The 20188-nt window shown below is 61.0% G+C and carries 13 protein-coding genes; 7 read left to right on the top strand and 6 right to left on the bottom strand.

Annotated elements, in window-relative coordinates; all coding sequences use genetic code 11:
- Nucleotides 1-117: 117 nt before the first annotated feature.
- From FFS64_RS26900 to pvdM, 3 genes are all read right to left on the bottom strand, one after another.
- The gene (locus FFS64_RS26900; RefSeq protein ID WP_137807831.1) at nt 118-984 is read right to left on the bottom strand and encodes a formylglycine-generating enzyme family protein; all 867 of its coding nucleotides are present in this window, start codon (nt 982-984) and stop codon (nt 118-120) included.
- Between the two features lie 145 nt (nt 985-1129).
- The gene (locus FFS64_RS26895) at nt 1130-2410 is read right to left on the bottom strand and encodes an aminotransferase class V-fold PLP-dependent enzyme (protein WP_137807830.1); all 1281 of its coding nucleotides are present in this window, start codon (nt 2408-2410) and stop codon (nt 1130-1132) included.
- A gap of 29 nt (nt 2411-2439) precedes the next feature.
- Nucleotides 2440-3789, bottom strand: coding sequence for a pyoverdine-tailoring dipeptidase-like protein PvdM (pvdM, locus tag FFS64_RS26890; RefSeq protein WP_137807829.1), 1350 nt, complete (start codon nt 3787-3789; stop codon nt 2440-2442).
- Nucleotides 3790-4016: 227 nt separating this feature from the next.
- Between pvdM and FFS64_RS26885 the strand changes: the two genes are divergently transcribed.
- The gene (locus tag FFS64_RS26885) at nt 4017-5636 is read left to right on the top strand and encodes a PvdJ/PvdD/PvdP-like protein (protein WP_137807828.1); all 1620 of its coding nucleotides are present in this window, start codon (nt 4017-4019) and stop codon (nt 5634-5636) included.
- A gap of 66 nt (nt 5637-5702) precedes the next feature.
- Here FFS64_RS26885 and FFS64_RS26880 read toward each other — a convergent pair whose 3' ends face one another.
- The 3 genes from FFS64_RS26880 to FFS64_RS26870 are packed head-to-tail and all read right to left on the bottom strand — an operon-like array spanning nt 5703 to nt 10251.
- Entirely contained in the window at nt 5703-7097 is a 1395-nt protein-coding gene (locus tag FFS64_RS26880) for an efflux transporter outer membrane subunit (protein WP_137807827.1), read from the bottom strand.
- 7 nt (nt 7098-7104) lie between these two features.
- Nucleotides 7105-9078: a MacB family efflux pump subunit gene (locus FFS64_RS26875; RefSeq protein ID WP_137807826.1), complete on the bottom strand. Its 1974-nt coding sequence runs from the start codon at nt 9076-9078 to the stop codon at nt 7105-7107.
- Complete coding sequence (locus FFS64_RS26870; RefSeq protein WP_137807825.1) at nt 9079-10251, bottom strand: efflux RND transporter periplasmic adaptor subunit; 1173 nt, start codon at nt 10249-10251, stop codon at nt 9079-9081.
- A gap of 276 nt (nt 10252-10527) precedes the next feature.
- On the opposite strand from FFS64_RS26870, the gene FFS64_RS26865 reads away from it, so the two are divergent.
- The 6 genes from FFS64_RS26865 to FFS64_RS26835 all read left to right on the top strand — a co-directional run bounded on the left by FFS64_RS26865 (nt 10528) and on the right by FFS64_RS26835 (nt 20176).
- A complete protein-coding gene (locus FFS64_RS26865) occupies nt 10528-11010 on the top strand; it encodes a sigma-70 family RNA polymerase sigma factor (RefSeq protein WP_095197377.1) in 483 nt (160 codons plus the stop codon).
- A 159-nt stretch (nt 11011-11169) separates the two neighbouring features.
- Nucleotides 11170-12504, top strand: a complete 1335-nt coding sequence (locus tag FFS64_RS26860; protein WP_137807824.1) for a lysine N(6)-hydroxylase/L-ornithine N(5)-oxygenase family protein — start codon at nt 11170-11172, stop codon at nt 12502-12504.
- Between the two features lie 451 nt (nt 12505-12955).
- On the top strand, nt 12956-15673 hold the full coding sequence (gene mgtA / locus FFS64_RS26850; RefSeq protein ID WP_137807823.1) for a magnesium-translocating P-type ATPase: 2718 nt from the start codon (nt 12956-12958) through the stop codon (nt 15671-15673).
- A gap of 132 nt (nt 15674-15805) precedes the next feature.
- Entirely contained in the window at nt 15806-16219 is a 414-nt protein-coding gene (locus tag FFS64_RS26845; protein ID WP_137807822.1) for a response regulator, read from the top strand.
- 93 nt (nt 16220-16312) lie between these two features.
- Nucleotides 16313-16939: a response regulator transcription factor gene (locus FFS64_RS26840; protein ID WP_137807833.1), complete on the top strand. Its 627-nt coding sequence runs from the start codon at nt 16313-16315 to the stop codon at nt 16937-16939.
- The gene (locus FFS64_RS26835; protein WP_137807821.1) at nt 16940-20176 is read left to right on the top strand and encodes a transporter substrate-binding domain-containing protein; all 3237 of its coding nucleotides are present in this window, start codon (nt 16940-16942) and stop codon (nt 20174-20176) included. It abuts the gene before it with no gap.
- The last annotated feature ends 12 nt before the right edge of the window (nt 20177-20188 follow it).

The raw sequence follows: 20188 nt of genomic DNA, 5'->3' as shown, positions 1-20188 counted from the left end.
CATGGAACCCTGTGGGAGCGAGCCTGCTCGCGAAGAGGGAGTGTCAGTCGACATCAATGCTGGCTGACAGTCCGCTTTCGCGAGCAGGCTCGCTCCCACAGTGGTTGGGGTGTGGTTTTAGAGATCGCGCACTACACGAAAGCCTATCCAGTCCCCACGTTCTTGCGGGTACTGGCTGTTGCGATTGCCGGAGCGGGAGAATACCGGCGCTTCACCCCAGTCGTTGCCGCGGATGCGCACGGCTTCGCAGTTGGGCTCGAGCCAGGCTCTGCCGTCGGTGGGGGCGCCGACGTAGTTCGGGTGTTCGCAGTCTTCCACCCATTCATAGACGTTGCCGTGCATGTCGTACATGCCGAAGGCGTTGGGCGGATAGCTGCCCACCGGCGAGCTGTAGCTGTAACCGTCGGCCGGGCCGTAGGTGTTGGCGTGCTTGGCGATGCTGTATTCCTTGCCTTCATCGAACGGGAAGGGGAACGGGCCTTTGCTGCCGCCACGGGCGGCGTATTCCCGCTGGGCTTCGCTGACCATGTGGTATTTCTGGCCGGTTTTCTTCGACAGCCAGGCGACGTAGTTTTTCACGTCGTCGAAGTTCATGCACACCGCCGGCTGGCGCGGGCTCTGCGGATAGCGCGGCTTGCTGGCGATGCACTCGCGACCCGGCCGGGTATCGCCGTTGGCAATGGTCACGCCGCTTTCGCGCACGTAGCTGTCCCATTCGCCGGCGGTGACCTGGAAACGGCTCATGGCGAATGGTTTGGCGAAGGTCACGTCATGCATCGGCCCTTCATCGGGCTCGCGGCCGACTTCATCGTCCGGGGTGCCCATGGTGAAGGTTCCGGCGGGCAGCACGACCATTTCGGGACAGTCCTTGCAGTCCTTGAAGACCTTGCCCGGTGGCGCTGGAGTGGCGGCTTGAGCGGCGCCGGCCATGAGGGCGGTCAGGGCGAGGGCCTTGAGCGGCAGGGTGAGTGGGTTATGGGTCATTGGTAATCTCGATCCAAAAGAAAAACGAACCCTGTAGGAGCGAGCTTGCTCGCGAAAAACGTCAACGATAACGCGGGGTGCCTGACTCCCCGCGGTGCCTGGGCGTCCATCGCGAGCAAGCTCGCTCCTACAGTGAATGGGGGTGTCAGGCGGTCTTGTTGAGTAGGGCCATGAAACGGTCGATTTCGCTTTCGCTGTTGAGCAGGCCCGGGGCGATGCGCACCACCGGGCCGGCGTCACGTTCCACCGCATCGCAGACCACGCGGTTTTGCATCAGCTGGTTGGCGATTTTTTCGCAGTCCTGTTCCTTGACCCGAAAGAACGTAAAACCGGCGGACAGCTCCGGACTTTGCGGCGTGACCAGTTCGATCCGTGGTTGTTCCAGCAGGCGATTCTTGGCATAGGTATTGAGCGCATGGATGCGCGCCTGGACCTCGGCCTTGCCCAAATCCAGATGCAGCTTGAAGGCTTCGTCTGCCGCCCAGCGATGTTCGAAGCTGTGATAGCCACCGGGGGTCATGATGGTCGAGAAGGTGGTGGCTTCGGAGAAGGTCGGAATGATCGGCGTGACATCCTTGAGTTCGGCCGAGCGGGCGCAAATGATCCCGGTGCCACGGGGGCCGAACATCCATTTGTGGGTGCCGGCGATGAAGAAGTCGCAGTGCATGTCGGGAAACGCGAGGTCCTCGACGCCGAAACCGTGCACGCCGTCGACCACATAAAGAATGCGGTCTTTTTCGTCACGCTTCTGGTTCAGCTCTTCCACCAGCTTGCCGATTTCGCCGATCGGCAGTTTCACGCCGCTGCCCGATTGCACCCAGGTCATGCCCAGCACGCGGGTCTCGGGGCGGATGCCTTTGGCGATCGAATCCAGCACTTCGTCCACGGTAATGTCGCGGCTGTTCTCGAACAACTTGAGCTTGCGCACCTGGGTACCCTGGCGTTGCTGGCGGTATTCCAGGGTGTAATGGGTCGAGTAGTGCTCATGTTCGCTGACCAGGATTTCCTGATCCGGACGCACATGAATGCCGCCATAAATCATCGCCAGGCCTTCGGTGGTGCTGCCGGTGAGGGCGATCTGCTCAGGCTTGGCGTTGAGGTAGCGACCGGCCCAGACCCGCACGTTGTGTTCGCGTTTCTCGGTTTCCTGCAGGTCCCAGTCCATGGCGCGGCCGGGGTTGCGGTCGATGTTGGCGCGGTGCATATCGATGGCGTTGCGCACTGGCGTGGGGTGCGAGGTCACCAGGAAGTTGGCGAAGTGCAGGTAGTCCGGGTCCTGATTGAACAGCTGGCGCAACTGCGCCCACTTGCCCTTGGGCAAGGGTTGCGGATTGGCGGCGGATGCCTGCAGGTTCATGCCGGCAGTCAGCGGCAATCCGGCGGCGAGAATGCCGGCCTGCTTGAGGAATGAACGACGGTTGGTCATGGCTTGGGTTCGCTTGTGCAAAGGGGGAGTCAGTTTTTTGCCACAGGTTTGGATGACTGCTGTACCTGGTCCCAGACCCGCAGGAAATTGCCGCCCCAGAGCTTGGCGATATCGGCTTCGCCGTAACCGCGACTGATCAGCTCGGCGGTCACGTTGCGCGCCTCGCTGACGTCCTTCCAGCCATCGAGACCGCCGCCATCGTTGAAGTCGGAACTGATGCCGACATGGTCGATGCCGATTTTCTTCACCGCATAATCAATCGCGTCGCCGTAGTCCTTGAGGGTGGCCTTGGGTTCTTCGTCGACGATGGCGTAGAGCTGGCTGGCGTATTCACCGAAACGCTGCTCGGACCAGACGGTGATGACCGGGTCGCCCGGCATCAGTGCCATCTCCAGCCCTTGCAGCGGTTGCAGGTCGAAGCGCGCGCGCAGGGCATTGAGTTTGTCCTGGGTGGCCTGACTCAACGGTTTGATGTAGGTCGGGAAACCGACGATTTGCACCACGCCGCCACTGTTTTTGATCAGCTGCATTTCCTGGTCGCTGAGGTTGCGCGGGATGTCCACCAGGCCACGGGGTGCCGAGTGGGACGCCACCATCGGCGTGCGGCTCAAGCGGGCGACTTGCTCCAGGGCTTTGGTCGACATCTGCGACACATCGATGATCACACCGAGGTCGTTGAGGCGGTGCACGGCCTGCTTGCCGATCTCCGAAAGACCGCCAAGGGCGTCGCGGGTATCGTTGAAAAACGGCAGCGGCCGCGACGAGTCGGCCCAGGCGTTGTTGCCCACGTAACTGAAGCCGAACATGCGCATGCCCCGGGCCGCCCATTTGTCCAGGGCGTTGAGGTCGTTACCCAGCGGGTAGGCATTGAGCATGCTCATGAAAATCGCGAACTTGCCTTCGCCGTGCAGGCGGCGGAAATCGTCAGGCGTGTAGGCGATGGCGACCTGATTGGGGTAGTCGCGCACCATGGTGCTGATGATCTTGTAGCGGGTTTCCTGCTCGAAGCGTGCTTCTTCGATGAAACCGGCGGTAGGGCGGTGCGGCGCGTTGGGGCCGTTCCAGATTTCCGGCCAACCGAAAATCGTCAGGGCTGCGCCGGACAAGCGTCCGCGTCCGGTCTTGACCAGGTCGAACTGGCCGCTGCCGTCCTTGTCTGCTTCGTTGCCGGCGGTGCCGAAGTCCATGGGCACGGTGATGTGGCTGTCGAACGAGAGCAGGCGTTCGTGCAGTTCATCGGCCTGTTTCATCACCTTGACCGGGTAGCCGGGGTTGTCCTTGAACCAGTAGTCCCAGGCCGCGAAGCCAGTACCGGCGCTGATCGCCAGGGCCAGCGGCAGGCCGATGAAAAGAGCCTTTTTCGAGCGTGGTTTTGTCATTGCCGTCTCAGTCAGTTCGCCGCAGGGGCTTTGCTATTTGGGAGGAACGAGTAACCGGTCGAGGAATTTAGTGTTTGTGATGGCCTCTTCGCGAGCAAGCCCGCTCCCACATTTGGAATGCGATCCAATGTGGGAGCGAGCCTGCTCGCGAATGCTTTTAAATTTTTCGGCGCAACCAACGTTCTAGCTTGGATAAAGCCTGCTTCATGGCTGACACAGGTAGGGCAATGACGATTTCTCGACGATGGTTCATGGCGGGCCTGGCGCTGACCGGCGCTGCCGTGCCTGCGGCTTTTTATGGGCATCGCCAATGGACGAAACCGGATCCGACAATCACCCCCGGCGAAGCGTCGTTCGATGTCGCGGATGTCGCCGGCCAGCGTTTGGCCGATACCTTGCGTGGTGTCTGGCAGATCCGTTTCGAAGGCCGTGATGCGGGGCTTGAAGGCCTGCCGGCGGATGGGTTGGAAGTGTTCCTCGACATCGGCCACAAAGGTCGCGGCGTGATCGGTTTTCTCGACACCTCCGAGCGACTGCGTTCGAGCGGGGCGCCGCGTTACCGGGTACTCGGCGATCTGGCTGGCGCCAAACCGGCGCAGTTGAGCTGGCGATTACTCAGTGCCAACGGTACCCCCGATTACGAATTCAGCATGACGCTGGACGAAGTCTGGGCCGGGTTCGGCAACGCCGGCAGCGGCTCGCTCAGTGGACGAGTGTTGAATCTGGACCGGCCGTTGATGATGACCGCCCAGGACAATCGCTTCATCGCCGTCAAGCGCGTATTTCCCGAAGCCCGTGAGCGAACCGGTCTGAATGCGCCGCTGCTGGCCTGGCTGACGTCCGCCGAGCATCGCTTGTTTCACCAGCTCTGGCATGCGTCCCGGGACAAGTGGCACAACCTGCCCGAAGACAAGCGCAGCGCCTTGCGCGGCATCGGCTGGCAGCCTGGTCCACGGGACAAGGAGCGTGATGCCCGTGGTGCGCGCAAGGATCGCAACGGTTCGGGCGTAGACTTCTTCTTCATGCACCGGCACATGCTCGGTACGGCGCGCTCGCTGCAGGACTTGCCGTCGTGGACGCAATTCCCGCTGCCGCAGCCGGAGCTGGCCCGGGATCGCATCGGCTTCGCCAATTATTTCGACAACCATGACGGCACCGCGCTGCCGCCCACCTGGCTGGCCCAGGACGATGACGAGTACTCAAAGTGGGTCGCCGACATCAAGACCGCCGAGACGTACCACAGCAATTTCCAGGTCTGGGAATCGCAGTACCGCGACCCGCGTTACCTGTCGAAGCTGACCCTGGGGCAGTTCGGCTCAGAAGTGGAGTTGGGATTGCACGATTGGCTGCACATGCGCTGGGCCTCGGTACCCCGTGATCCGTCCAACGGCCAGCCGGTGCCGTTCGCCCGTGATCCGGCGGACTTTTCCGCGCGTTGGTTTGCACCGGAAAACGACTTCCTCGGCGATCCGTTTTCGTCTCATGTGAGCCCGGTGTTCTGGCACTTTCACGGTTGGATCGACGATCGCCTGGAAGACTGGTTCCGTGCCCACGAGCGCTTTCATCCGGGGGAAGTCAGCCGGCTTGAGGTCAATGGCGTGCCGTGGTTCGCACCGGGGCGCTGGGTTGAAATCGGTGACCCGTGGCTAGGTCCGACCACCCATGGCTGTAGCACTACACCGGGGTTGCAGGCGGGCAAGTCGGTGGAGATGGACCCGGAGACCATGAAGCTGGCGCTGCGGATTACCTTTGGCGAGGATGAGAAGAAGCTCAAGGATCTGTTCAGGAAGGTGCCGCAACGGCCGTGGTATGCGCGGAATCTGAAGGCAAAGACGGTTTCGAGTTAAACCGCTACACCGCGTTATCGTTCAATCGCTGGCTTGCCAGCGATAGCAATCTCAAAAACACCGCAATTACAAAACCTGCCACCCACCCCCAAGCGCCTTGTACAGCGCAATACTCGCCTGCAACCGTGACAACCTCAGTTGCACATTCAGATCCTGCGCCGCATACAGCGTGCGCTGGGTTTCCAGCACAGTCAGCAGATCCTCGGCCCCCGCCTGATAACGGCTTTGCGCAATGTCGAACGCAGTTTGCGCCTGGCGCAGTTCTTCACTTTGCCACTGCCGCTGTTCGTCCAGCCCGCGAATGTTGTTGAGGGCTTTTTCCACGTCGGCAAAACCATTGATGATCGCACCGCGATAGGCTTCCAGCAGTTCTTCCTGGCGGGCCGTGGCCTTGTCGCGCTCGGCGCCCAGGCGACCGTTGTTGAACACCGGTGCCAGCAGTCCGGCGGCGAGGTTGTAGAAAGGACTGCGCAGAATGTCGCCGGCGCGATCGGCACCGGAGCCGATTTCCGCGCTCAGGGTTACGGTCGGCAACATGGCGGCGCGGGCGACGGTGATGTCGGCCTGGGCGGCGGCCAGTTGCGCTTCGGCGCGGGCGATGTCCGGGCGGCGGCTGAGCAATTGGCTGGGCACGCCGGCTTCGATGGCCGGCCATGACAGTTGATCGAAGCGCTCCTGACCCAAGGCCAGCGCCTGCACCGGACGGCCGAGCAGGGCGGCGAGACTGATCTGCGCGTCTATGGCCTGTTGTTGTACCAGCGGCAATTGCCGTTGCTGCGCCGCGACCAGGCTTTTCTGTTGGGCCAGTTCCAGGGCGGTCGCGGAGCCCGAGTCGAAGCGGGTTTGCACCAACCTCAAAACGTTCTGCGCATTGGCCAGATTCAGCTCGGCAATGCGACTCTGTTCCTGCAGCGACAAGGTTTGCGCATAACCGTTGGCCACGCCACTGAGCAATGTCAGCTCCACCGTCGCCTGATCGAACTCACTGGCCTGCAGGGCGAACTGCGCACTGTCGCGGGAGGCGCGCTGGCCGCCCCAGAAATCGATTTCGTAACTGGCCGTGAGGTTGGCGGTGAAGTAGTCGACCGCGTCGTTATCGCTGTCGGCGTCGAGTTGACTATAGCCATTGCCGCGCAGCAACTTCTGGCGGTTGGCGTTCAAACCTGCCTTGACCTCCGGCAACTGGGAGCCACCGGCGACCACGGTTTCGGCTTGCGCCTGGCGCACTCGGGCGATGGCGGCGGCCAGGTCGTGACTGCCGACCCGGGCCTGTTCGACCAGACGCTCCAGTTGCGGGCTGCCGAAGCGGTTCCACCACTGTACGTTGCTGCGAGTGGTGCTTTCGTTGTGTGGCGATTGCCACGAAGAGGGCGGCTGGATGCCGCTGTCCGGGCGCTGGGCCGGGGTGCCACAGGCACTGAGCAACAGGCACAGGGTCAGCAAACTCAAGGGCGGCTTCATGGAGAGATCATTCACTGGTAAGGGCCGTGACCGGGTCGAGTCGGGCAGCTTTGCGGGCCGGCATGAAGCCGAAGACAACACCGGTGACCAGGGCGCAGCCGAAGGCGCCCAGCACCGCTATCAAGGAGAACGCGACGGCGACTTCGCTGAGGATCAGCACGCCACCGACGATCAGCGCCAGGGCGATCCCGGCCAGTCCGCCGACCACCGAGAGCATCACGGCTTCAGTGAGGAACTGGCGCAGGATGTCCCGCTGGCGGGCACCGGTGGCCATGCGGATGCCGATCTCGCGGGTACGTTCGCGCACGGTCATGAGCATGATGTTCATCACGCCGATGCCGCCCACCAGCAGCGAAATCGCCGCAATCGAACCGAGCATCAGCGACAGAGTGTTTTGCGTGCGCGCTTCGGCCTGGATCATCGCCGCGTTGTTGGTCAGCTCGAAATCCTTCTTGCCGTTGTGCAGGCGCAGCATCAGCTGTTCGATGGCTTGCTCGGTCTCCCTGACCTTGCGTGCATCGGCGGCGGCAATCGCGATGTACTCGGGATTGTGTGTACCGAACAGCCGTACGCTGGCGGCGGAGTAGGGGATGGCGATGCGGTCGTCGCTGTCGGAGTCGCCGGAGCTGGCGCCTTTTTCCGCCAGAACCCCCACCACCTGGAACGGCACGTTCTCAATGAGGATGTACTGGCCGATGGGGTTGGCCACGTCCTTGAGCAGCTTGGTGCGGACCTTATGCCCGATCACCGCCACCGCCGCGGCGTTTCGTTCGTCGGCCTCGGTGAAATAGCTGCCTTCGACCACCGGCCAGTTGAAGATCGCCGGGAAGTTGGTGTCGTTGCCGCCGACGTAGCTCAAGTGGTCGAGGTTGCCGAAACGCACCCCGGCTTCCTGACCGTTGACCGGCATGATCCGCATCACTTGCGGTAGGCTTGCCACCGCCTTGACTTCGTCCAGGGTGACGATGCCCAGCGGTGTTCGCGGGTTGGGGGACGAACCGCTGAGGTAAATGATGTTGGAGCCGAACGCGCCCATCTGCGCCATGACCTGGCGCTTGCTGCCTTCACCGACGGCCAGCATTACCACTACCGAGGCCACGCCTATGATGATGCCGAGCAAGGTCAGGGCGGTGCGGAACTTGTTGATCCACATCACCCGCCAGGCCGCTTGCACCGCATCGACCAGTTCGCCTTTCCAGGCACCTGTTGCTTCGGCGCCTTCGCTGAGGCGTTTGCGCAGATCAACCGCTTGCAGCGCGCCGGGGGTGGCCGAGTGTTGCGCAGCGGGATTGTCCCGGGCGCTGTCGCTGATGATCAGGCCGTCGCGGATTTCGATGATGCGCTTGGCCCTGGCCGCCACTTCGCGGTCGTGGGTGATCAGGATGACCACATGGCCCTGGCTCGCCAGTTCGTCGAGCAGCGCCATGACCTCCTTGCCGCTGTGACTGTCGAGGGCGCCGGTGGGTTCGTCGGCGAGGATGATGTGGCCGCCATTCATCAAGGCGCGGGCGATCGACACCCGCTGTTGCTGACCGCCGGACAGCTGATGCGGGCGGTTGCCGGTGCGCGTGGCCAGGCCGAGGCGCTCGAGCAGGGCGGCGGCGCGGGCGTGGCGTTCGGCTGCCGGTAAACCTGCGTAGATCGCCGGCATCTCGACGTTTTCCAGGGCCGAGCCGGACGGGATCAGGTGGTAACCCTGGAATACGAAACCAAAGGCTTCGCGGCGCAACCAGGCCAATTCGTCAGTGTCCAGGGCGGCGACGTTTTCCCCGGCGAAGTGGTACTCGCCCGAAGTCGGGCGGTCGAGGCAGCCGAGGATGTTCATCAGCGTCGACTTGCCGGAACCTGAAGCACCGACTATCGCCACGAACTCACCGGCATGGATCGACAGGTCGATACCGCGCAACACGTGAACTTCAGGGGCGTCGCCACCGCCGTAGGCCTTGCGGATGTCCGACAGTTCGATCAGGGGCGTCTGCATTCAACCGCCACTCCCGTCGGCCGGGCCGATCAACAGGTGATCGCCTTCCTGCAAGCCGTCGAGGATCTGCACCCGCAGGCGATTACTGATGCCGGTGCGCACGGTGCGTTGTTCGATGCTGCCGTTACTGGCGACCACTTGCGCGGTCTGGCTGTCCGCTTGCGTGCCGGCCTGCAGGGCGGCAATCGGCGCGGTCAGCACGTCTTTGGCCTGGTCGGCGACGAAGAACACCTGGGTGGTCATTTCTGCCATCAATGCATTGTCGGCGTTGTCGACGTCGAGCAACACGGTGTACAGCACCACCCGGGCGCTGCCGCTTTTGCTCGTACTGGCGGGGCTGCCGCCGCCCTGGCTGGTCTGGTCCAGTGGTTTGGGCGGCACCGGCAGAATCTGCCGCACGGTGCTTTGCCAGCGCCGGCTGCCGCCACTGAGGGTGGTGAACCAGGCGTTCATGCCGGGTTTGACGTGACCGATGTCGGCTTCGGACACCTCGGCCCAGACCGTCATCGGCGACAACTTGGCGATGCGCAGGATCAGCGGTGTCTGCTGCTGGGCGTTCAGGGTCTGGCCCTCGCGGGCGTCCAGTGCCACCACGGTACCGGACATCGGCGCATAAATCCGCGTGTAGCCGAGTTCGGCCTGATCGCTGCGCAGGCTGGCCTGGGCCTGGCGAATTTGTGCCTGGAACATGTCGATGCGCGCCTGGGTGGCGCGCAGTTCTGCCTGGGCGGTCTGCACGTCTTCTTCGCGGGTGGCGCCACCGGCCTTGAGGTGCTGCTGGCGCTGGAATTTCTGTTGGGCGAGGTCGTGTTGCGCCCGTTGTTCCTGGAGCTGCGCCTTGAGGTTTTCGATGGAGAAGCGCCCGGCATCGAGTTTGGCCTGTTGCGTGGACGGATCGATCTCCACCAGCAACTGGCCTTCCTTGATCACGTCACCGACTTCCACATGGATCTTTTGGATCTGCCCGGAAGCCTGGGCGCCGACGTCGACATAGCGCCGGGGCTGCAGGGTGCCCAAGGCCGTGACACTGCTTTCTATATCGCCGCGGCTGACCTGGACGGTGGCGAATTTGTCGCGACCGGGCGGGATGATCTGCCAGGCAGCGACGGCGATAACGGGGATCAGGCTGAGTGCTACAAGCAGGGCGCGTCGGGTCTGACGGGGACGTTTCATGCAGGGTTCCGGCCAAAGGATATCGGCCCGTCGTTCAAAACAGTTGAATAGGGACGGGGAGCTGTCCTGTAAACGAGGAGAGTAACGAAGAATTTAGGCCCCGTTACGCTCCCACAAGACCATGACTATTTGTCGGGCAAGATGAAGCAACACTTTAAATCTATATGAGAATTACTATAAATTACGCACCTCAATTTGCCACTATCGTGCCACTGCCTGTTTGGGTGGTCGATCAGGTGCTCAAGGACAGAAACCGCACCCGTGCGGACGGGAGTCATGTTGGAAAACTACTATCGAGAGCTGGTGTGTTTCCTGAACGCCAAGCTCGGCAACCGCCAGGTGGCCGAAGATGTGGTGCATGACGCTTATCTGCGGGTCCTGGAACGCTCCAGCGACACGCCGATCGAGCAGCCCCGGGCATTCCTTTATCGCACGGCACTGAATCTGGTGATCGACGATCACCGGCGCAATGCACTGCGTCAGGTCGAATCGCTGGATGTGCTCGACAATGAAGAGCGCTATTTCAGTCCATCACCCCTCAGCTCGCTCGACCATGGCCAGCGCCTGGACATGCTCCAGCGCGCCTTGGCGGAACTGCCACGCCTGTGCCGCGAGAGTTTCATGCTGCGCAAACTCGATGGCCTGTCGCACCCGGAGATTGCCCAGCGACTGGGCATTTCCAAGGCGCTGGTCGAGAAGCACATCGTCAATGCGATGAAGCATTGCCGGGTGCGGATGCGGCAATGGGATGCCCATTGATCTGCACATGGCTGCGGTTTGCTTCGGCAAAAATACGTTAAATTTTATTTCACTGTCCTCGTTCCTAATCAACAGACGACTTGCTGTCCTGCTCAAGGCCGGTCAGGTCACTTAGGTTTATTCCCCGCTGCTCGGGGGTTCATCCAGAGGACACTGGAAATGACACAGGCAATTGCATCGCCCATCGTTCACGACCTGATCGGCGTCGGTTTCGGCCCTTCCAATCTGGCGCTGGCCATCGCCCTGCAAGAGCGCGGGCCGACCCTGGGCGAACTGGATGTACTGTTTCTCGACAAGCAGGCCAACTACAGCTGGCACGGCAACACCCTGTCGACCCAGAGCGAGCTGCAGATCTCCTTCCTCAAGGACCTGGTGACCCTGCGCAACCCGACCAGCCCTTACTCGTTCGTCAATTACCTGAAGGCCCACGGTCGTCTGGTGGACTTCATCAACCTGGGCACTTTTTATCCGTGCCGGATGGAGTACAACGACTACCTGCGCTGGGTCGCCGGGCAGTTCGAAAAACAGAGTCGCTACGGCGAGGAAGTGCTGACCATCGAGCCGGTGCTGCACAACCATCAGGTCGAAGCGCTGCGGGTGATTTCCCGCGATGCCGGTGGCCAACAACATGTGCGCACCGCCCGTTCGGTGGTGGTCAGCGCCGGCGGCACGCCGCGAATCCCCGAAGCGTTCAAGGTGCTCAAGGATGACGGTCGCGTCTTCCACCATTCGCAATACCTGGCGCAAATGGCCAAGCAGCCGTGCGTGAACAATCAGCCGATGAGCATCGCGATCATCGGCGGCGGGCAGAGTGCGGCGGAAGCCTTCATCGACCTGAACGACAGCTTCCCGTCGGTGCAGGTCGACATGATCCTGCGCGGCTCGGCGCTGAAGCCGGCGGACGACAGCCCGTTCGTCAACGAAGTGTTTTCGCCGGAGTTCACCGACCTGGTGTTCAACCAGGAAAGCAGCGAACGCGAGCGTCTGGTCAACGAGTACCACAACACCAACTACTCGGTGGTGGACATCGACCTGATCGAACGCATCTACGGCATCTTCTATCGCCAGAAGGTTTCGGGCATTGCCCGTCACGTGTTCCGTACCCTGACCACAATCGAAAAAGCCACCGCCACCGAGCGCGGCATCGAACTGGTGGTGCGCAACAATGCCACCGGCGAAGTCACGGTCCGTCACTACGACGCCGTGGTGCTGGCCACCGGTTATGAGCGTCAGATGCACCGCAAACTGCTGGCGCCACTGGAACAGTACCTGGGCGATTTCGAGGTCGACCGCAACTACAAACTGATCACCGACGAGCGCTGCAAGGCGGGTATCTACATGCAGGGCTTCTGCCAGGCCAGCCACGGCTTGAGCGATACCTTGCTGTCGATCCTGCCGATTCGCGCGGACGAGATTGCCGGGTCGCTGTATGACCATGGCAAACACCGTGGGCACCGTTCGATGGCGGATTTGTTGCTCGCGACAGCCAGCTGACATTTTCGGCGGTCTTCAGGCCGTCATCGCGGGCAAGCCCGCGATGGCGTCCTCACAGGCACCACAAAGCTTCAATCCTGAACCCTTCCTGAAGAACCCCGCAATTCCCCCATCACACGCCGTTTCTGCGTTTACTCTGCAAATACCGGGGCGTAAGCTTCGCGCGTTTTCAATCCATAGCGGAGACCCACAGTGGGTACTTGTTCGAGTGACAGTCGTCGGCCGGTTGCGATAACCGGCACATCCTCGGCCAGATAACGCGCAGTTTTTTCCGTGCCGTTGTCTCGCCGTGAAAGCGAGCAGCGGCATCCCGATCACGGCCATTGGTGGTCCGTGTCCCGACGTCCTCTCATCGACGCTGAACCGTGCGTGATGTTCGACTTTTTGTCGTCATCGCGGCGCACCGACATGCCTGCTCGACGGTTTCCCGGCTGATCCTGGGGGAACTGCCATGAACCTGACCCTGCTCAAGGAATTCTTTGCCGGATTCCTGCGCACCCGCCACTTTGCCCGGCACTTCCGTCGCCTGGCGCTGCTGGAAAACTTCACCGACACCACGGTCAGCCGCGAGGTGCCGCCGGCCCTGGCGCAAACATTGGTCAGCGCCGCCGGCAGCGACACCGGCTCGTTGCTCGACACGCTGGGCAGCCACACCGACGGCTTGAGCGAACAGGAAGCCGAGGCACTGCGCGGGCAATTTGGCTTCAACGAAGTCGAGCACGAACAACCGCTGCCGTGGTGGACCCACCTGTGGCACTGCTACAAGAACCCGTTCAACCTGCTGCTGACGTTGCTCGCGGTCATCTCCTGGCTGACCGAAGACATGAAAGCCGCCATCGTGATTTTTTCCATGGTGGTGCTCTCGACCTTGCTGCGCTTCTGGCAGGAAAGTAAATCGAACCAGGCTGCTGATGCGCTCAAGGCCATGGTGAGCAACACGGCGACTGTGCTGCGACGGGATCCGGACAGCAACGGCGCACAACGTATTGAACGGCCGATCAAGCTACTTGTGCCGGGGGATCTGATCGTGTTGTCTGCAGGCGACATGATCCCCGCCGATTGCCGGGTACTCAGTGCCAAGGACCTGTTCGTCAGCCAGGCGGCCATGACCGGTGAATCGATGCCGGTGGAAAAATTCCCGCGCCGGCAGGACAGCGACGCCCTCAATCCACTGGATCTGGAAAACATTCTGTTCATGGGCACCAACGTGGTGTCCGGCACGGCGATGGCGGTGATTGTGACCACCGGCAACAGCACCTATTTCGGTGCGCTGGCGCAGCGTGTCGGTGCCATCGACCGCGCGCCGACCTCGTTCCAGACCGGGGTCAATAAAGTCAGCTGGCTGTTGATCCGCTTCATGTTCGTCATGGCGCCGCTGGTGCTGTTCATCAACGGCTTCACCAAGGGCGACTGGACCGAAGCGCTGCTGTTCGCGCTGTCGATCGCCGTGGGCCTGACCCCGGAGATGCTGCCGATGATCGTCACCTCGACGTTGGCCAAGGGCGCTGTGTTCCTGTCGCGCAAGAAAGTCATCGTCAAACGCCTGGACGCCATCCAGAACTTTGGCGCCATGGACGTGCTGTGCACCGACAAGACCGGCACCCTTACCCAGGACAAGATCTTTCTGGCGCGCAATGTCGATGTCTGGGGCAACGACTCTGATGACGTGCTGGAAATGGCCTACCTCAACAGCTACTACCAGACCGGCCTGAAAAACCTGCTGGATGTGGCGGTCCTCGAACACGTGGAAATCCACCGCCAGTTGAAAGTCGGCACGGCGTTTCGCAAGGTCGACGAAATCCCGTTCGACTTCACCCGTCGGCGCATGTCGGTGGTGGTCGCCGAGCGCGACCAGCCACACCTGCTGATCTGCAAGGGCGCCGTGGAGGAAGTGCTGGCGGTGTGCACCCGGGTGCGGCATGGCGTGGTGGATGAAGTGCTGAGCGAAGAGCTGCTGGCGCGGATTCGTCAGGTTACCGCTGCGTTCAACGCCAAGGGACTGCGGGTCGTCGCGGTGGCTGCGCGGCCGATGATCGACGGACGCGACGCCTACAGCCTGGCGGATGAACAGGAACTGACCTTGATCGGCTACGTCGCCTTCCTTGATCCACCCAAGGAAAGCACGGCACCTGCGCTCAAGGCCCTGGCTGAACACGGCGTGGCGGTGAAAGTGCTCACCGGCGACAACGAACGGGTGACTGCGAAGATCTGCCGTGAAGTCGGGCTGGAGCAACAAGGCCTGCTGCTGGGTAACGATGTCGAACGCATGACCGACGCCGAACTCGCGGTCGCGGTGGAACGCACCAACGTCTTTGCCAAACTGACACCGTCGCACAAGGAACGCATCGTGCGTCTGCTCAAGGGCAACGGCCATGTGGTCGGCTTCATGGGTGACGGCATCAACGATGCACCGGCCCTGCGCACTGCCGACATTGGCATTTCGGTGGACAGTGCGGTGGACATCGCCAAGGAAGCGGCGGACATCATCCTCCTGGAAAAAAGCCTGATGGTGCTGGAGGAGGGCGTGCTGGAAGGTCGGCGCACCTTCGCCAACATGCTCAAGTACATCAAGATGACCGCCAGTTCCAACTTCGGCAACGTGTTCTCGGTACTTGTGGCCAGTGCGTTCATTCCGTTCCTGCCGATGCTGCCGATGCACCTGCTGGTGCAGAACCTGCTGTACGACATTTCACAGATCGCCATCCCGTTCGACAACGTCGATGCCGACATGCTGGACAAGCCGCAACGCTGGCAGCCGGTGGATGTCGGTCGGTTCATGCTGTTTTTCGGGCCGATCAGCTCGATCTTCGACATCAGCACCTTTGCCCTGATGTGGTACGTCTTTGATGCCGATACCCCGGACCATCAAACCCTGTTCCAGTCTGGCTGGTTCGTGGTCGGGTTGCTGACCCAGACACTGATCGTGCACATGATCCGCACACCGAAGGTGCCATTCCTGCAAAGCCGCGCGGCGCTGCCGTTGATGGTGATGACCGGAATCATCATGGCCGTGGGGATTTTCCTGCCGATGGGACCGCTGGCGCACTACTTCAAGCTGCAGGCGCTGCCATCGCTGTATTTCGTGTTCCTGCCGGTGATTCTGCTGGCGTACATGGGCCTGACGCAGGCGGTGAAGGGGTTCTACATCCGGCGGTTTGGCTGGCAATAACACCCTCTCTACAGGAGACGGGGTGCGTGTACCCAATGGGGACCGGTATTTCGGAAAAGTCCTACAGAAAGCTCAAGGGCACTTCCGTAGCCTTGCGTCCTCATTAATCTGGCTCGCTTGCGGGAGGCCACGTTGTCGAACAAGTCATTGCGCATCCTGATCGCTGACGAACAACACTTTCACCGGTTGCGGATCGAGCGTTGGTTCAACCAGCTTGGTTATTACGGGGTGGCACCGGTGCAAAGCCTCGAGGAACTGTTGATTCTGGTGGAGTACGCCAGCGAGGCCTTCGACCTGCTGGTCGTCAACGCGGCGCTGGCGGATGGCAAGCTGGATCTGCTGGATTTCTGCCTGGATAACCGTCAGCTGGAACGCGTGCTGATCTACGACGGTGAGCAGGCCCGGCTGCCACCGATTCCCGCCTGCGGGCAACAGAAAATTCAGGTGAGCCATGCCTTGTTGCCTGACCTCGCGTCGATACAACGCCAGATGGCGCTCGTCAATCCGCAGAAACCGTTCGTCGGCACTGTCATTTCTGTCAGGTAGTCCGAAACGGCTATCCATGCCAGAGTCAATGCGCAGCTACTGCGTTTAATTCGGACCTTGCCCGATCGCCGTGTTTTTGCCCAGGGAGTTGTCATGAAGTCAGTGCTGATTGCGGACGATCATCCGGTGATTCGCGGCGCCGTCAAAATCATACTCAAGCAGGAGGGATTCAAGCGCATTCATGAAGCGAGCAGTGGCAATGAAGTCTTGCCGATAATCCGCGAACACAAACCGAGCCTCTTGGTGTTGGATTTGAATTTGCCGTCCCTCGGCGGGCTTGAGGTGCTTGAACGGATTCAAGCTGGCGAAATGGCGTGCCCGGTCGTGGTTTTCACCTCTCAGGAGCCGGAGTTTTTTCAGGATCGTTGCATGCGCGCCGGTGCTGGCGCCTATGTCGACAAGACTAAAAGTCTGGAGCATTTGCAAAAAGCCGTGCACGCCGTGATGTGCGGATACACCTACTTCATCCAGTTAGCCTCGAGTTCGGTGTCATTGAATTCATTGAAAAACAGCGAAAAACAGATGATCGATCTGCTATCTAATCGGGAAATGACGATCTTTCAGCTTCTAGCCCGTGGAATTAGTAACAAGGAAATCGCTGACCTCCTGCATTTGAGCCACAAGACCGTCAGCACTTACAAAACCCGTCTGATCGAAAAGCTCAACGTAGAGTCGTCGGTGCATCTGCGTGATCTTGCCAAGCGCAATCATTTGATCTGAATGAACGCCTTCCGCCGCCTGCGCATTCTGAAAAACCTCTTGTTGCTGGGGATCTGCCTATGGGCAACGAATGTCAGTGCCCAGCCGCAAACACTGATGTTGCTGGGCCGCTCCAGCGTGGAAGGTTATTCCGCCAGACTGTCTGACGCCGATGTCCGCTGGTTGCAGCAAAAAGGCCGTCTGGTACTGGCCGTTTCCGTGCCCTACCCACCCTTTGAAATCACCCCCACCGGTAGTGCGCTTGAAGGCGTAACGGCGGACTATGCCGAGCTACTCAGTCAGCTGTTGCAGGTGGAGGTCGTAGTGCAGCGCCACGCATCGCGAGATGAGGCAATCCTGGCGCTCAAGCAAGGAAATGCGGACCTGCTGGGAACGGCTAACAGTTATGAAGCACAGGATTCGCGGCTACAGATGTCCAGCGCCTATGCCGTCGATCAACCGGTGCTGGTGACGCGTGTTGCGACGCCTGATCTGCCTGCCCCGACCCTGGCGGGCAAGCGCCTGGCGATGGTGGACCACTACCTGCCTGAGCAAAGTGTGCGGCAATTCTATTCCGAGGCCGACGTTCAGCTTTATCCCTCGACCCTGGCAGCGGTGGGGGCGGTGGCTTTCGGTCAGGCGGATGTCTTCCTGGGGGATACGCTTACGGCCGATTATCTGATCAGCAAAAACTATCTCAACAACGTTCTGCTGACCGACTTTTCGCGCATGGAACCGGGTCACTTCGCCTTCGCCATGACCCGCGACAACCGTCGACTGCTGCGCATCGTCAACCAGGCATTGGCGGTGATCCCGACCAATGAGCAGATGAACATTCTGCGGCGATGGGGCGCGAGCGGGCTGTCGATGCCGGGCACGCAGACACTGCAATTGAGCGCGGTCGAGCAACGCTGGCTCGATCGACACCCGCGTGTGAGCGTGGCGATCAACGAAAATATTCCGCCGATCACTTTTATCGACAGCGAAGGCAGATATCGTGGCATCGGGATCGATGTGCTGGCGGAAATAAGTCTGCGCACCGGGTTGCAATTCGATATCCGGCCCATGCAGTCGGTTGCGCAAATGATCAGGGGCATCAAGAACGGTGAGGTCGATGTGTTGGCCGGGATCGGCCTCAGCTCCCAGCGCGAAGAGGACTTGCTGTTTACCCGGCCATTCCTGACCAGTCCTTCCGTGCTGGTGACCCGTGTGGCGCCGGACAGCCCCAGGACACTCGAGGAAATGGCCGGAAAAACGCTGGCGCTCACCTACGGCAATATTGCCAGTGAGTTCATCCGGCAGCACTTCCCCCTGATCCGCTGCGTGGATGCGCCGCTGTCGGCCGATGCCATGGAAATGGTCGCCCGGGGCAAGGCCGATGGCAGTATCAATTCATTGATCGGCGCCCGCTACCTGATTTCCCGGCAATACCGCGATCGTCTGCAAGTGGTCAGCACGGTGGGCGCCGATCCTGCCCGCAGTACCCTGGCGACCAGTCGCGAGGCGACCGAGTTGCATTCGATCCTGGACAAGGCGTTGCTGAGCATCCCGCCTGAGGAAATCGAAGAGCTGGCACTCCCCTGGCGTAATGACTTGATGGTAGAGCCGAGCGCTTGGCTGCGTCATCGACAGGCGATTTTTCAGGCGTTCGCCGCCGTTGGAGTCTTGCTCTTGCTGGCTTTGAGCGGGATCGCCTGGCAGCGGCAGCAGATTCGTCAGCGCCAGCAATTGCTGGTGCAATTACAGGAAGCCAAGGACGCCGCCGTCGAAGCCAACCGGGCCAAGACCACCTTCCTGGCGACTATGAGCCATGAACTCCGTACGCCGATGAATGCCTTGCTCGGCAATCTTGAAGTGGCGCTGAAGCGGGCAGATGAGGGCTTGACTGACCATGCGGCCATTGAGGACGCTTCAAATGCCGGGCGCCATTTGCTGGACGTGATAGGCGATATTCTGGACATTTCCAGTATCGAGTCCGGACACTTGAAGCTGTCGCCGGAGCGGGCCAATCTGCAGGCGCTGGTGGTGTCGGTGTGCCGGGTCTTCGAGGGCCTGGCTCGGCAGAAGAACCTGCGCTGGCGGATCGCATTGGACGAGGGCAGCGACCGCGATGTGCTGATCGACCCCACGCGCTTCAAACAGGTGCTGTCCAACGTGCTGAGCAATGCGATCAAGTTCACCAGCAAGGGCGAGGTCAGCCTGAGATTGCGGGTGGTACCTGCGTCGCCGGACCGTCTTGTCGTCACGGTGTGTATCGAGGACAGCGGCATCGGCATCAGCGCCCTTGACCAGCAACGCCTGTTCAGCCCGTTCGTGCAGGCCGGGAACAACCAGCAATCAGCCCGGCAAGGTTCGGGCCTGGGCCTGGTGATCAGCCGTACCTTGTGCGAAATGATGGGGGGGCGCTTGCAGCTCCACAGTTCTTTGGGGCGAGGCACCCGGGTGGACATTCGCCTTGAGCTGGTTACGTTGCACAGCTTGCCTGACATTCAAATGTCGCAGGGCGAATCTCAGGTAAAGACCCGCCCCCTGAGGATTCTGGTGGTCGACGATTATCAACCCAATCGCGCGTTGCTTTCACGGCAACTGAGTTATCTGGGGCACAGCATTCTGGTCGCGGAGGATGGCCAGCAAGGTTTCGATCAATGGTGCGAACACGTCTTCGATCTGGTTATCACCGACTGCAACATGCCAAAGGTCAGCGGATATGAGCTAACGGGCAAGATTCGCGATGAGGAACGTTTCCAAACGGGGCAACCGACAGTGATTCTGGGCTTCACCGCCAATGCGCAGCCCGAAGAGAAAGTTCGTTGTATTGAAGCGGGTATGGACGATTGCCTGTTCAAACCGATCCAACTGGTCGACCTGAGTGCATGGCTGGCCTCGAGATTTTCCAGTGAGCCGGCAGACGTGACCGAAGCGCAGTCCACCGTCGAAATCGATTTGAGCGGGCTGCGCAAATTCACAGGGGCCGACGATGAACTCATCACCCAGCTGTTGAGCGATCTGGCTGTGACCAATCGCGATGATCGCGAACGTCTGCTGCAAGAACATGCCTGCGGCAATTACCCTGGTTTGCAGGAGCTGGCGCACCGCATCAAGGGCGGGGCGCAGATGGTCCGGGCGCAAGGCCTGGTCGATTGTTGCGAACACCTGGAGCGTGCATGCGCCGAGGGTGATGCGGCACTGATCGACGCGGCGGTCGATCAGTTGCATCAAGCCATGAAGCGCCTGGAGCTCAGTCTTGAGCAGGGCTGAGGTCGGTCCCGC

Origin of the sequence: Pseudomonas sp. G(2018), assembly GCF_005502415.1 — a bacterium.
GTDB lineage: Bacteria > Pseudomonadota > Gammaproteobacteria > Pseudomonadales > Pseudomonadaceae > Aquipseudomonas.
The sequence above is the reverse complement of the archived record's forward strand: the minus strand, read 5'-3'. Positions and strand labels throughout refer to the sequence as shown.